Here is a 14,146-nt window from a genome sequence, read left to right on the forward strand (position 1 = left end):
TTCCATGCTCAAACGCACCCTTGCACTGACCGCTGGCCTGGCCCTGTCTTTTTCCACTCTGGTGGCGCACGCCGCCGATGTGCTGCGGGTCAGCGCGATTCCCGATGAAGCACCGACCGAATTGCTGCGCAAGTTCGAGCCGCTGGGGGCTTATCTGGAGCAGCAGTTGGGCATGAAAGTGCAGTTCGTACCCGTCGCCGACTACCCGGCAGTGGTCGAAGCACTGGCGACCGATCGCCTCGACATGGCCTGGCTGGGCGGTTTCACCTTTGTTCAGGCACAGCTGAAAACTCAAGGCGAAGGCAAAACCCCGGTGATCCCGCTGGTGCAGCGCGAGCAGGATGCACAGTTCACCAGCAAGTTCATCACCGCCGACCCGAACGTGAAGAGCCTCGCCGACCTCAAGGGCAAGACCTTTGCCTTCGGTTCGGTGTCGTCCACCTCCGGCAGTCTGATGCCGCGTTACTTCATGCTGAAGAACGACAACATCAAACCTGAAGCCTATTTCAGTCGCGTCGCCTACTCCGGCGCCCATGACGCCACCGTCGCCTGGGTCCAGGCCGGCAAGGTCGACGCCGGTGTGCTGAACGCCAGCGTCTGGCAGAAACTGGTGGACGCCGGCAAAGTCGATACCAGCAAGGTTCATGTGTTCGCCACCACCCCGGCCTACTTCGATTACAACTGGACCGTGCGCGGCACCCTCGACCCGGCACTGGCGGCGAAGATCAAAAAAGCCTTCCTCGCCCTCGACCCGGTGAACCCAGAGCAGAAGAAGATTCTTGATCTGCAAGCGGCCAGCCGCTTCATCGACACCAAGCCCGAGAACTACAAGGGCATCGAGGAAGCTGCTCGCGCCGCCGATCTGTTGAAATGACCCTGAGCCTCAAACAAGGCCGCCTGCACCACGCCAACGGGGTCGACGCGCTACGCGGCGTCGACCTGCAGATTGGCGCCGGTGAACAGGTGGCAATCATCGGCCCGTCCGGGGCTGGCAAGTCGAGTCTGTTGAACCTGCTGGCCACGGCTTTGCGTCCCAGCAGCGGCGAAATCGAGGTCCTGGGCGAACGCCCCTGGCACCTTTCCACCCACCAACGCCAACGCTTGCGTGCGCGCATCGGTCTGGTCCATCAGGCGCCACCGCTGCCGCCGCGCCAACGCGTGGTGACGGCAGTGCTGGCCGGCAAGCTCGGGCAATGGAGCCTGGGCAGGAGCCTGTTGAATCTGCTGCATCCACTGGACATTCCCGGTGCCCGCGCGGCCCTCGCACGACTGGATCTGGGCGACAAGCTGTTCGCTCACTGTCAGCAATTGTCCGGCGGTCAATTGCAGCGTGTGGGCATTGCCCGGGTGCTGTATCAGGCGCCGGAAATTCTGCTGGCGGACGAACCCGTTTCCGCGATGGATCCGGTACTGGCCGGGCACACCCTGTCGATCCTTTCGCAGCATGCCCGCGCTCATCAGGTCACATTGGTGGCGAGCCTGCACGCGGTGGAGCTGGCGCTGGCGCACTTTCCGCGCATCATCGGTTTGCGCGACGGCCAGATCCTCTTCGACAGCCCTGCCGAACAGGTCAGCCGTGACATGCTCGATACGCTGTACGCCAACGAGCAATTGCAAAGCCCGACGACATCGAGTGCGCCGCTGATCGTGCAGATCCCGCGATGCTGAAGGTCGATTCACGAGACCCGGCTACCGCGCCGCGACTGTTGCTGACCCTGCTGGCGATCGCCTTGCTGTGGCCGGGCATCCAGCTCAGCGAACTCGATCTGGGGGTGCTGCTGCACACCGACAGTCAGACCGAAATGGGCCGTTTCATCGCCGGCTTCTGGCCGCCGGCGCACGACGCGGATTTTCTCCAGTTGCTGTTCAAGGCCACCCTGCAAACCCTGGCCATCGCCACCGCCGGTATGGCGTTGGCTTTGCTGCTGGCGGTGCCGGCGAGTTTGCTTGCCAGTCGTGCGCTGTCACTGTCGGCGGCCTCACGGGGCGGTGTTCCAAGCCGGGTCGGGCGCTTGCTGCGCTGGCCGGTGCGCGGATTGCTGATCTTCTTGCGCAGCGTGCCGGAAATCGTCTGGGCGCTACTGTTCGTGCGCGCCGTGGGCCTCGGCCCGGCGGCGGGTGTGCTGGCGATCGCCATCACTTACAGCGGCATGCTAGGCAAGGTTTATGCGGAAATTTTCGAGTCCACCGACCAGCGTCCGGCGCATGCCCTGATGCAGGCCGGCAGCGGGCGGCTCGCAGGTTTTGCCTACGGGATTCTGCCGAATGTCGCGGCGGAGCTGCTGTCGTACACGGTCTATCGCTGGGAGTGCGCGATTCGTGCGTCGGTGGTGATGGGGTTTGTCGGGGCCGGTGGTCTGGGGCAACAGATCGACCTGTCACTGCGCATGTTTGCCAGCGGTGAAGTGGCGAGCATGTTGCTGACCTTCCTGATGCTGGTGCTCGGCGCCGATCAACTCAGCCGCCTGCTGCGCTGGAGGCTGACATGAATCGCCTGATCAATCTGTTACTGATCGTCGGCATTGGCGTAGCGGTTGTCGCCTCATTCGGTTATCTCGAACTCGACCTCGGTGACCTGGGCAGCAGCGCCAGCCTCAAGCAGATGGGCGCCTACGCGCAGCGTTTTCTCAGCCCGGACCTGAGCGCCACGCACATGCAGGCGATCCTCAAAGGGGCAATGGAAACCCTCGCCATGTCGGCCCTCGGCACCTTGCTCGCGGCGGTGTTCGGCATCCTCCTGGCACTGCCCGCTGCCGGGCGTTTCGGCTGGCCGCTGCAAAGCGCCTCGCGCCTGTTGCTCAACGGTCTGCGGGCAATTCCGGAACTGGTGTGGGCGGCGCTGATGGTGCTCGCCGCCGGCCTCGGCCCGAACGCTGGCACCCTCGCGCTGGCCCTGCACACCACCGGCGTACTCGGCCGATTGTTCGCCGAAGCCCTGGAAAACACCCCGCCCGAGCCTGCCGAAGCGATCCGCTTGCAGGGCGGCAACCCGGTACTCGCCTTCTGCTACGGCACCCTGCCCAACCTCGCCCCGCAGTTACTCGCCTATTGCCTTTACCGCTGGGAAAACAACATCCGCATGGCCAGCGTACTGGGCTTCGTCGGCGCCGGAGGGCTGGGGCAGATGCTGTATGTCAGCCTGAGCCTGTTTCAGGAAGCGCAGGCGAGCACGGTGATTCTGGCGATGCTGATTCTGGTATTGGGTGTGGATTCGCTGAGTGCGTGGAGTCGGCAGCGATGGGTCAAGGCCTGAAAGGCCAAGCCAATCAATCAATCAATCAATCAATCCGAATCCATTTCGGTGAATGTAGCCCATTATGTGCGAGAACAACGACACACCGGTGATCGATGCGCGCCATGCGTAGTACTGTTAACATCCAGATCTATCAAAAAATCACACCTCGTCCAGGGATGTTCAGGTTTCGACATGTACAAGATCAAACACATCACAAATGACTTTTTGAGCGTCGCGACTGCTTTACTATCGGACCAATTAATCGGGTCGGAGAAAGCAAATTGAAGCTAACGAAAGTTCGTCTTGAGAACTATAGGGGATTCAAAAGGCTCGATCTTGACCTGCACCCTAATTTGACAGTTATCGTAGGATTGAACGGATTTGGCAAGACCACAGTCATGAGTGCATTCCGTTTGCTGCTTTGGTCTTATGTACGTAATTACGGTAAAGATGTCAGGCGCGGCGCCACCCCTAAAATTACGGCTGATGATATTCATAGTTTCCAGTCCCCTGAGGGTCGAAACAAATTAAACTTCCCATGTTCAGTCAAAGGCATGGTTGATTTTCCCGAAGAGGAAAATTTTTACTACTTCGAAGAAGACTTCGATGACGACACGCCCATAGACATTATCGGGTGCGAACTGACAAAAACCAATGCAAAGATTAATTGGCTGCGCGGAACGTCCTTAGACATATTGGCGAGATCCAAAGCATTGGATGCAGCTATTGATGACCTTAATCGTTGGCAGGGGGAAGAGGGGCAACCAGGAGATTTACCAGTCATCGCATACTATGGAACTAACCGTCTATGGAAAAGAAGTGCAGGATTAAGAAAGGTTGATCGCTCAACCGTCAGATTTGTGGGTTACGACGGAGCAACAAGCCTTGAGTCAAGCTTCATGAGATTTGAATGGTTTATTTTATTTCTCTTCTCTTCAGTGAAAGATGGGTTATTTAGTAAAGAGTACGTCGCACATCTATGGATCGGGGTTAGAGAGGCCATCCGCACAGTGACTGGTTGGGAGTGGCAACTTCCAAAGCAGGACATAAAACAGATTCATTTCAAACGAGACACCGAGGAAAGAAAACTCTCCCAATTGGGAGATGGTGTGCGCTGCATGATAGAACTTGTTGGTGACCTTGCCTGCCGCTGTTCTCTTTTGAACTTCCACTACAAGCAGGATGCCGTAAAGAGAACTTCCGGCGTTGTATTGATTGACGAGGTCGATATGCACCTGCATCCAAGTTGGCAGCAAAAAATCCTGAGCCAATTACAGGAGGCCTTCCCGAAAATCCAGTTCATCGTCACAACGCACAGTCCTCAAGTCCTCAGCACTGTACGGAGGGAAAATATCCGGTTACTTGAACGGGATGCCAGCGGCCAGGTTTCGGCGAATGAACCCCTCGCCCGTACCTATGGCGAACCGAGCGGCGATATTTTGCACAGTGTCATGCAGGTCGATCCGCAGCCACCAGTGGCCGAGAAAGCTGACCTTCAGCGACTAACAGAACTTGTCGATAAAGGCCTTTATGACGAACCGGAAGCACTGCAGCTGACCAAGGAGCTTCAACTCTCCCTCAGTGAGCAACATCCGCAAATGCAGCGACTCAAACGCAGCATTGCTCGGCAACGGGTACTCAAGGGATGAGACATATCGTTCAACGGCGGTATGCCGGTTACCATCTGGATAAATCGCACGAAAACCCGCCACAAACGTCCGACGATGCGACCAGTCGCTGGGGTGGCTTTGATCATAAGCAAGAAGTGATGGAGTTCTTGCTGTCAGAGCAGTATTCGTTGTGTTGTTACAGTGAACTACGTGCTGACGAGCACGAGCTTGGGTATCACATTGAGCATGTCGAAAACAAAAGACAAAACCCGCAGCGAACATTTGACTGCACCAATCTTGCAGCTTCTGCTCTGCGCACCGGAGACAAAGATCCTCTATTGAAGAACCTTCTTGAAGACGAGCAAGCAGGTATCGTCTTCGGTGGACATGCTCCAGGCAAACAGAAGTCGGTCGACATTCGACTCTTCGTTTCGCCACATCAGCCTGATTGCCGGCGCTTCTTCACTTATCTGTCTGACGGACGCGTCGTCCCCGCGGACGGTTTAGAGAAAAAAGATGAAGATCGCGCTCAATACACTATTGACCTACTCAACCTTAACAGCCCCTTCCTATTGATAGAGCGGCGTCGGTGGTGGGACGAGCTGGACGAGATTTTCATAGATCACATTGAACAGGAAATGGATCTGGAATGTTTGGTTGGTATCAATTTGGTGCCTTGCAATAACAGGCTCTATCCTTTTTTCAGCTTGACCCGAAGCTTTTTCGGTCGCGTTGCCGAGGGTGTCATCGAAAAGGCAGCCCCTGAGCTCATTTAATCGATCCCTTCTCAACTCTACGCCTAATGCCCCGTCGCCAACCGATACTGACGCGGGGTAAACCCGGTCGACGCCTTGAACTGCCGGGTAAACGCGCTGTGGTCGGTATAACCGCACTGCAGCGCCACTTCGGTGATCGGCAAGTCTCCGTGCAACAGCCGATGCGCATGCTCAAGGCGCACTTTCTGGATCATCTGCCGCGGCGTCAGGTGGAACACCCGTTTGCAGTAACGCTCCAGTTGCGCCACTGAAATCCCGGCGATGCGCGTCAGTTCACCGAGGCTGACGCGGCGATTGAAATTCGCCCGGATATACTCGTCTACCGCCGCCAGGCGTTGATAGGCCGGGTGGGTTTCGCTGGCGGTTTGCAGGTCGACGGAAATTCCTGCCAAGCCGATGATCTGGTTATTGCGGTCGTACAGCGGACGCTTGTGAGTCAGGCACCAGCCCGGCTCGCGACTGCCGTACAGATGCAGTTCCAGCTGATCTTCCAGCACAAACCCCTCTTCAAGCACCCGCCGATCCTGCTCGGTATAGCCCGGGCCCAGTTGCGCCGGAAACACCTCGGCGCTGGTCTTGCCGAGCAACGGTCGCAGGTCTTTCAAACCACAGCGCTGCACCAGCGTACGGTTGGCCATGACGTAGCGCGCCTGCAGATCCTTGATGAAGATCGCCGCGTTGGGAATCACGTCCAGCATCGGTAACAGCAGCGCCATGCCCGCCAGCAGATCGTCGAGGGTCTCTGGCCGGCTCGCCTCGTTCTGTTGGCTCAGGATCGCAAACGCATTCTGCATCATGCCCCTCACTCCCCACGTTGCGCATTCACCTGCGCGCAGATTGCCCCATGGCTGACAGCCTGTCGAGCCGGGGCTTTGGCGTCGGCCATTGTGCTGAATTCGTCATTGATGCCGGCAAAAAACATCAATCGCGCCGCGCTTGATGAGTTCACTGTAGCGCCACTGCACGCCCCTCCAACAACCAACAAGAAGGCGACGCTATGACAGGCCAAGGCAAGTTCAAGAAACAACTTTCACTGACAGACCTCACGTTCATCGGACTGGGGGCGATCTTCGGTTCGGGCTGGTTGTTCGCGGCCAGTCACGTGTCCGCCATCGCAGGTCCCGCAGGGATCTTCTCTTGGCTGCTCGGCGGCTTCGCCGTGTTGCTGCTGGGCATCGTCTACTGCGAATTGGGCGCCGCGCTGCCCCGCGCCGGCGGTGTGGTGCGCTACCCGGTTTACTCCCACGGCCCGCTGCTCGGCTACCTGATGGGTTTCATCACCTTGATCGCGTTTTCCAGCCTGGTGGCCATCGAAGTGGTCGCCTCACGGCAATATGCAGCGGCGTGGTTTCCCGAGCTGACCAAGGTCGGTTCCAGTGACCCGACCGTGCTGGGCTGGTTTGTACAATTCGGTCTGTTGTGCCTGTTTTTCCTGCTCAACTACCGCAGCGTGAAAACCTTCGCCATGGCCAACAATCTGGTCAGCGTGTTCAAGTTCATTGTGCCGCTGCTGGTGATCGGCGTGCTGTTCACCTTCTTCAAACCGGCCAACTTCGAAGTGCATGGCTTCGCCCCGTTCGGCCTGTCCGGGATCGAAATGGCGGTGTCGGCCGGCGGTGTGATCTTCGCTTATCTGGGCCTGACGCCGATCATTTCGGTGGCCAGTGAAGTGAAGAATCCGCAACGCACGATTCCGATTGCACTGATCCTTTCGGTGCTGCTCTCCACCGCCATCTACGTGCTGCTGCAAACCGCTTTTCTCGGCGGCATCCCGACCGAAATGCTCGCCAATGGCTGGGCCGGCGTCGCCAAGGAACTGGCCCTGCCGTATCGCGACATCGCCCTGGCACTGGGCGTCGGCTGGCTCGCATATCTGGTGGTGGCAGACGCGGTGATCTCGCCAAGCGGCTGCGGCAACATCTACATGAACGCCACTCCACGGGTGATCTACGGCTGGGCGCAGACCGGAACCTTCTTCAAGATATTCACCCGCATCGATGAGAAGTCCGGCATCCCGCGCCCTGCGCTGTGGCTGACCTTTGGCCTGTCGGTGTTCTGGACCCTGCCGTTCCCGTCGTGGGAAGCGCTGATCAACGTGGTCTCCGCCGCGCTGGTATTGAGCTACGCCGTGGCCCCGGTGACGGTTGCCGCACTGCGCCGCAACGCGCCGGACATGCCGCGTCCGTTCCGGGTCAAGGGCATGAGCGTGCTCGGGCCGCTGTCGTTCATCATCGCTGCGCTGATCGTCTACTGGTCGGGCTGGAGCACCGTGTCGTGGTTGCTTGGCCTGCAAATCCTGATGTTCGTCATCTACCTGTTGTGTGGCCGCATGGTGCCGACTGCGCACCTCAATCTCGGCCAGCAAGTACGCTCGTCGGCGTGGCTGATCGGCTTCTACGCCGTGACCATCGTCCTCTCCAAACTCGGCAGCTTCGGCGGTATCGGCGTACTCAGCCACCCGTTCGATACGGTGATCGTCGCGGTCTGCGCACTGGGCATCTACTACTGGGGCGCCGCCACCGGCGTACCGGCGCACCTGATTCGTCTGGAAACCGAGGACGACGAAAGCGAAGCCGCTGAATCCTCCGCCAGCACCGCCAGCGGCCAACGCCCGGCTCACGCCTGACTTTCACGCAATGGACGAGTTCATGAAACGAATACACATCATCGATTCCCACACCGGCGGCGAACCCACGCGCCTGGTGATGCAAGGCTTCCCCGACGTGCACGGCAACAGCATGGCCGAGAAGCGCGACAACCTGCGCACCCGGCATGATCAATGGCGCCGTGCCTGCCTGCTGGAGCCGCGTGGCAACGACGTACTGGTCGGCGCGCTGTACTGCGAGCCGGTGTCGCCGGATGCGACCTGCGGGGTGATTTTTTTCAACAACGCCGGTTATCTCGGCATGTGCGGCCACGGCACCATCGGCTTGATCAATTCGCTGCATCACCTGGGCCGCATCGAACCGGGCGTGCACAAGATCGACACGCCGGTCGGCCCGGTCAGCGCCACCCTGCACGATGACGGCGCAGTGACCCTACGCAACGTGCCCGCCTACCGCCATCGCAAACAGGTGCCGGTCGAAGTGCCCGGTTACGGACGCGCATTCGGCGACATTGCCTGGGGCGGCAACTGGTTTTTCCTTGTCTCAGAGCACGGCCAGGACCTGCAGATGAGCAACGTCGAAGCCTTGACCGATTACACCTGGGCGATGCTCAAGGCACTTGAGGCCCAAGGCATCCATGGCGAGGACGGCGCGCTGATCGATCATGTCGAACTGTTTGCCGACGACGACCGGGCCGACAGCCGCAACTTCGTCATGTGCCCGGGCAAGGCCTACGACCGCTCGCCCTGCGGCACCGGGACCAGCGCCAAACTGGCCTGCCTGGCCGCCGACGGCAAACTCGCCGAAGGCCAGGTCTGGACCCAGGCCAGCATCACCGGCAGCCAGTTCGAAGCCCGCTTCGAATGGGAAGGCGAGCGCGTGCGCCCGTTCATCACCGGGCGCGCCTGCATGACCGCCGACGCCACCCTGCTGATCGACGAACAAGACCCTTTCGCCTGGGGCATCTGACCTGCCCCGTTTTTAACCGATCTGAATGAATGTCCCGAGGAGCTACAACAATGAGCGATAACATCTTCACTGGCTGCATTCCGGCCCTGATGACCCCCTGCACCGCCGCGCGCAAACCGGACTTCGACGCCCTGGTCGCCAAGGGCCGCGAGTTGATCGATATCGGCATGAGCGCGGTGGTTTACTGCGGTTCGATGGGCGACTGGCCGCTGCTGACCGAGGCCGAGCGTCAGGAAGGCGTGGCGCGTCTGGTGGCGGCTGGCGTACCGACCATCGTTGGCACCGGCGCGGTCAACAGCCGTGAAGCGGTATCCCACGCCGCCCATGCCGCGAAAGTCGGCGCCCATGGCCTGATGGTGATTCCGCGCGTGCTGTCCCGTGGCGCCTCGGCGACCGCGCAAAAGGCCCATTTCGCTGCCATTCTCCAAGCCGCACCGAACCTGCCGGCAGTGATCTACAACAGCCCTTACTACGGTTTCGCCACCCGCGCCGAGCTGTTCTTCGAACTGCGCCGCGAATACCCGAACCTGATCGGCTTCAAGGAATTCGGTGGCGGCGCCGACTTGCGCTACGCCGCCGAGAACATCACCTCGCAGGACGATGCCGTAACCCTGATGGTCGGCGTCGATACCCAAGTGGTGCACGGTTTCGTCAACTGCAACGCCACCGGCGCCATCACCGGCATCGGCAACGCCCTGCCCCGCGAAGTCCTGCAATTGGTGGCACTGAGCAAGCAGGCGGCCAAGGGCGACGCCAAGGCCCGGCGCCTGGCCCGTGAACTGGAAGCGGCGCTGGCGGTGCTGTCGTCGTTCGATGAAGGCTGCGATCTGGTGCTGTATTACAAGCACCTGATGGTGCTCAACGGCGACCGCGAATACGCCCTGCACTTCAACCAAACCGATGCCCTGAGCGACGCCCAGCGCCGCTACGCCGAGACCCAGTACGCACTGTTCCGCCAGTGGTACAAAAACTGGTCCGCCGAACAGAACTTCGCCTGACCGCTACCCCTGCCCCGGTATCACACGCCGGGGCTTCACTCGAATTATCAGGAACCGCCATGACTCTGACAGGCCACATGCTGATCGGCGGCCAAGCCGTTGCCGGCAGCCGTGAAGCGATCCGCGGGATCGACCCCACCACCGGCTCCGTGCTCGAACCGGCCTATGCCGGCGGCAGCGCTGAGCATGTCGAACAGGCCTGCGCCCTGGCGTGGCAAGCGTTTGACCGTTATCGCGAGACGTCCCTGAGCGCTCGCGCCGAATTTCTCGAGACCATTGCCGATGAGATTGAAGCCCTCGGCGATGAACTGATTGACCGTGCAGTGGCCGAAAGCGGTCTGCCACGTGCGCGTATTCAAGGTGAGCGCGGGCGCACTTGCGGGCAACTGCGCACCTTCGCCCGCACCCTGCGCGCTGGCGAGTGGCTGGACGTGCGGGTCGATCATTCGCAACCACAGCGCCAGCCGCTGCCACGTTCTGATCTGCGGCAACGGCAGATCGCTTTGGGGCCGGTGGCGGTGTTTGGCGCCAGCAACTTTCCCCTGGCGTTCTCCGTGGCGGGCGGTGACACCGCCTCGGCACTGGCCGCCGGTTGCCCGGTGATCGTCAAGGCGCACAGCGCGCATCCCGGCACCAGTGAATTGGTCGGCCAGGCGCTGACTCGTGCAGTGAAAAAGTCCGCTTTGCCCGAAGGCGTGTTTTCATTGCTGTTCGGTTCCGGCAATGAAGTGGGTATTGCGCTGGTCAGCGATTGGCGCATCAAGGCTGTGGGCTTCACCGGTTCGCGCAGTGGCGGCCTCGCCCTGAGCAAAGCGGCGCAGGCGCGGCCCGAGCCGATTCCGGTGTATGCGGAAATGAGTTCGATCAATCCGGTGCTGCTGTTTCCCGCAGCTCTTGCAGCGCGGGGCGAGGCGCTGGCGCAGGGCTTCGTCGCCTCGCTGACCCAGGGCGCCGGGCAGTTCTGCACCAATCCCGGACTAGTCATCGCTCGCCAAGGGCCGGCGCTGGACAGCTTCATCGCGGCGGCCGCCGAGCGAGTCCAGCGCAGCCCGGCGCAAACCATGCTCACACCGGGGATTTTCCGCGCCTATGCAAGCGCCGTCGCCGCGCTGGCCGAACATCCGCAAGCGCAGTGCGTGGCCAGCGGTCTCGCCGCTGAAGGGCCGAACCAGTGCCAGGCGCAGTTATTCGTCACCCGCGCGCAGGATTTCCTCGCCGACGCACGCCTGCAAGGGGAAATTTTCGGCGCGGCGTCGCTGATCGTACAGTGCGCCAACGACGATCAAATCCGTCAGGTTTGCGAACATCTCGAAGGCCAGTTGACCGCCACGCTGCACCTGGATGACGCCGATCTGGATCGCGCCCGCGCCTTGTTGCCGACGCTGGAACGCAAGGCCGGACGCCTGCTGGTCAACGGCTGGCCGACCGGGGTCGAAGTGTGTGATGCGATGGTTCATGGCGGGCCGTTCCCGGCCACTTCGGACTCGCGCAGCACCTCGGTGGGCACGGCGGCGATCCTGCGGTTCCTGCGCCCGGTGTGCTATCAGGATTTCCCCGACAGCCTGCTGCCGTCAGCGTTGCAACAGGCCAATCCGCTGCACTTGCGGCGGTTGCTCGACGGTCAGAGGGAAGCCTGACACATGTCCGATAACTTCACAGCGGACAACGCCGACATCGCGGTGATCGGCGCCGGCATCATCGGCGTCGCCTGCGCCCTGCAACTGGCGCGCCAGGGCCGGCGGGTGGTGGTCATCGACCGTCAGCCGCCAGGGCATGGTGCCTCGTTCGGCAACGCCGGGCATCTGGCGACCGAACAGGTGTTTCCGATTGCCGACGCGTCGATCCTCAAACGCCTGCCAGCGATGCTGATGGACCCGATGGGCCCGCTGCGTCTCGACTGGAAGTACATGCCACGCGCCGTGCCGTGGTTCACCCGTTTGTTGCTGAACCTGCGCCCGGCGCCGTTCCAGCGCACGATTGCCGGCCTGCGTGCGCTCAACGAAAGCAGCTTCGCCGCGTGGAATCGCTTGCTGCAGAGCATCAGCCAAGCGGATCTGCTCAAGGAGGACGGCTCGCTGCTGGTATTCGAACGCGCCGAATCGCGGCAAGCCATCGACGCCTTGCAGGCGCGCATGAGCCAGCAACAGGTGCCGGTGGATTTCTGGTCGGCCAGTACCGTACACAACAGCGCGCCGCAGCTCAGCGCGCAGATTCAGGGCGGCTTGTTCTTTCCGCGCACCGGGCACTTTCTCGACCCGTATCGGGTGGTGTGTGAACTGGTGAGCGCCGCCAAAGCGGCCGGCGTGCAGTTCCTCGAACAAGAAGTGCTGGGCGGCCAGTTGCAGGAACATTGCGTGGCGTTGAACACCACTCAGGGCCGCTTCACCGCGCGCCAGGTGCTGATCGCCTGTGGCGCGCACTCGGCGAAACTCACGGCTGCACTGACCGGCAAACAGGTGCCGCTGGACACCGAACGTGGCTATCACCTGATGCTGCCGCACGAACACGAGCGGCTGCCGTTCGCCGTCACCTCGCTGGAGCGCAAGTTCATCATGACGCCGATGGCCGGCGGCTTGCGGCTGGCCGGTACGGTGGAGTTTGCCGGCCTTGAGCGCCCGCCGTTCATGGAGCGCGCCTGGCAGTTGCACCGTTTGAGCAAGGGTTTGTTCCGTCGCGATTTGAACGCTGAAGACGCGACGCCGTGGATGGGCTTTCGCCCATCGCTGCCGGACTCGCTGCCGATCATCGACAAGGTCTGCGACGGCAAGGTACTGCTCGCGTTCGGTCATCAGCATCTGGGGCTGACGCAGGCGGCGGTGACAGCGGAGCTGGTCGCGCAGATGGTCTTACCGGGAACACATTCCGGCTTGCCGGCATTGGATGCCTATCGACTGGGTCGCTTCTGAGATATCGATGAAACGTTTTTGGTTTCATAATGAGCGCCGACCTTAGCCCTGCGCACATGGAACCGACTATGACCTCGACAATGGATACCCAGACACCCGAGCCGCAAGCCATCTGCAACCCGATCACCAGCAGCGCGATTTTCATCGTCGCCACGCTGATGCCCGGCAGCGACGCCGCCAGCCAGGTGCGCGGCTGGTGCGGCGACATCGCCGCCCTCACCCGTTCGGTCGGCAAACGCGTGCCCAACGGAAACCTGTCGTGTGTCTGCGGGTTCAGCGCCAACGCCTGGGACGCGCTGTTCGGCAGCCCGCGCCCGGCATCGCTGCATCCGTTCCGTGAGTTCGGCGTGGAAGGCCGCCGCGCGGTGGCGACCCCGGGGGACATCCTGCTGCACATCCGTGCCGACCAGATGGACCTGTGTTTCGAACTGGCGACGCAGCTGTGCAGCGCGCTCAATGGCGCGATCACCGTGGTGGATGAGGTGCAGGGTTTCCGTTACTTCGACATGCGCAGCATCATCGGTTTCGTCGATGGCACCGAGAACCCGGTGGGGCGCAAGGCAGACCACTTCACCCTGATCGGCAACGAAGACCCGGCGTTCGAATCCGGCAGCTACGTGCTGGTGCAGAAGTACCTGCACAAGATGGACGCGTGGAATGCGCTGAGCGTCGAAGCTCAGGAAAAGGTGATCGGCCGGACCAAGCTGGCCGACATCGAACTCGGTGAAGAAGTGAAACCGAGCAACTCCCACAGTGCCCTGACGACCATCACCAAGGACGGCCAGGAGCAGAAGATCCTGCGTGACAACATGCCGTTCGGCCGCCCGGGGGCTGGCGAGTTCGGTACCTTCTTCATCGGCTACGCGCGCTCGCCCGAACCGATCGAGCAGATGCTGGAGAACATGTTTGTCGGCAAACCCGTCGGCAACTATGACCGTTTGCTGGACTTCAGCACGGCGGTCACCGGGGGTCTGTTTTTTGTGCCTTCAGCCGACTTGCTCGAAGCGCTGGCGGATCGAGAGCCCGAGCAGGCGTGACACTTTAGC

The 14,146-nt window shown here is 61.1% G+C and carries 13 protein-coding genes; 12 read left to right on the plus strand and 1 reads right to left on the minus strand.

Annotated elements, in window-relative coordinates; translation table 11 throughout:
* Nucleotides 1-4 precede the first annotated feature (4 nt).
* The 6 genes from QMK55_RS00330 to QMK55_RS00355 all read left to right on the plus strand — a co-directional run bounded on the left by QMK55_RS00330 (nucleotide 5) and on the right by QMK55_RS00355 (nucleotide 5,621).
* Nucleotides 5-874 carry a putative selenate ABC transporter substrate-binding protein gene (locus QMK55_RS00330; RefSeq protein ID WP_320328364.1) on the plus strand — a complete coding sequence of 290 codons (870 nt, stop codon included), beginning with the start codon at nucleotides 5-7 and terminating at the stop codon, nucleotides 872-874.
* Complete coding sequence (locus tag QMK55_RS00335) at nucleotides 871-1,668, plus strand: phosphonate ABC transporter ATP-binding protein (protein ID WP_320328365.1); 798 nt, start codon at nucleotides 871-873, stop codon at nucleotides 1,666-1,668. Before QMK55_RS00330 ends, QMK55_RS00335 begins: the two co-directional genes overlap by 4 nt.
* Entirely contained in the window at nucleotides 1,662-2,489 is an 828-nt protein-coding gene (locus tag QMK55_RS00340) for a PhnE/PtxC family ABC transporter permease (RefSeq protein ID WP_320328366.1), read from the plus strand. Before QMK55_RS00335 ends, QMK55_RS00340 begins: the two co-directional genes overlap by 7 nt.
* Nucleotides 2,486-3,253, plus strand: a complete 768-nt coding sequence (gene phnE / locus QMK55_RS00345; RefSeq protein WP_102356696.1) for a phosphonate ABC transporter, permease protein PhnE — start codon at nucleotides 2,486-2,488, stop codon at nucleotides 3,251-3,253. The genes QMK55_RS00340 and phnE overlap by 4 nt, the downstream gene beginning before the upstream one ends.
* Before the next feature lie 263 nt (nucleotides 3,254-3,516).
* On the plus strand, nucleotides 3,517-4,884 hold the full coding sequence (locus tag QMK55_RS00350) for an AAA family ATPase (RefSeq protein WP_102356697.1): 1,368 nt from the start codon (nucleotides 3,517-3,519) through the stop codon (nucleotides 4,882-4,884).
* Complete coding sequence (locus QMK55_RS00355) at nucleotides 4,881-5,621, plus strand: retron system putative HNH endonuclease (RefSeq protein ID WP_320328367.1); 741 nt, start codon at nucleotides 4,881-4,883, stop codon at nucleotides 5,619-5,621. The genes QMK55_RS00350 and QMK55_RS00355 overlap by 4 nt, the downstream gene beginning before the upstream one ends.
* A gap of 23 nt (nucleotides 5,622-5,644) precedes the next feature.
* Here QMK55_RS00355 and QMK55_RS00360 read toward each other — a convergent pair whose 3' ends face one another.
* On the minus strand, nucleotides 5,645-6,418 hold the full coding sequence (locus tag QMK55_RS00360) for an AraC family transcriptional regulator (RefSeq protein ID WP_320328368.1): 774 nt from the start codon (nucleotides 6,416-6,418) through the stop codon (nucleotides 5,645-5,647).
* A 200-nt stretch (nucleotides 6,419-6,618) separates the two neighbouring features.
* Here QMK55_RS00360 and QMK55_RS00365 point away from each other — a divergent pair, with 200 nt between their 5' ends.
* From QMK55_RS00365 to QMK55_RS00390, 6 genes are all read left to right on the plus strand, one after another.
* On the plus strand, nucleotides 6,619-8,247 hold the full coding sequence (locus tag QMK55_RS00365) for an APC family permease (protein ID WP_320328369.1): 1,629 nt from the start codon (nucleotides 6,619-6,621) through the stop codon (nucleotides 8,245-8,247).
* Between the two features lie 22 nt (nucleotides 8,248-8,269).
* Nucleotides 8,270-9,196 carry a 4-hydroxyproline epimerase gene (locus QMK55_RS00370; RefSeq protein ID WP_102356701.1) on the plus strand — a complete coding sequence of 309 codons (927 nt, stop codon included), beginning with the start codon at nucleotides 8,270-8,272 and terminating at the stop codon, nucleotides 9,194-9,196.
* Between the two features lie 50 nt (nucleotides 9,197-9,246).
* Nucleotides 9,247-10,194, plus strand: a complete 948-nt coding sequence (locus QMK55_RS00375; RefSeq protein ID WP_320328370.1) for a dihydrodipicolinate synthase family protein — start codon at nucleotides 9,247-9,249, stop codon at nucleotides 10,192-10,194.
* Nucleotides 10,195-10,253: 59 nt separating this feature from the next.
* On the plus strand, nucleotides 10,254-11,831 hold the full coding sequence (locus QMK55_RS00380; RefSeq protein ID WP_320328371.1) for an aldehyde dehydrogenase (NADP(+)): 1,578 nt from the start codon (nucleotides 10,254-10,256) through the stop codon (nucleotides 11,829-11,831).
* Between the two features lie 3 nt (nucleotides 11,832-11,834).
* Nucleotides 11,835-13,100, plus strand: coding sequence for an FAD-dependent oxidoreductase (locus tag QMK55_RS00385; protein ID WP_320328372.1), 1,266 nt, complete (start codon nucleotides 11,835-11,837; stop codon nucleotides 13,098-13,100).
* Between the two features lie 68 nt (nucleotides 13,101-13,168).
* Nucleotides 13,169-14,137 (plus strand): Dyp-type peroxidase, encoded by a 969-nt coding sequence (locus QMK55_RS00390; protein ID WP_320328373.1) that lies wholly within the window; start codon nucleotides 13,169-13,171, stop codon nucleotides 14,135-14,137.
* Nucleotides 14,138-14,146 lie beyond the last annotated feature (9 nt).

Source organism: Pseudomonas sp. P8_229 (assembly GCF_034008635.1).
Classification (GTDB): Bacteria; Pseudomonadota; Gammaproteobacteria; order Pseudomonadales; family Pseudomonadaceae; genus Aquipseudomonas.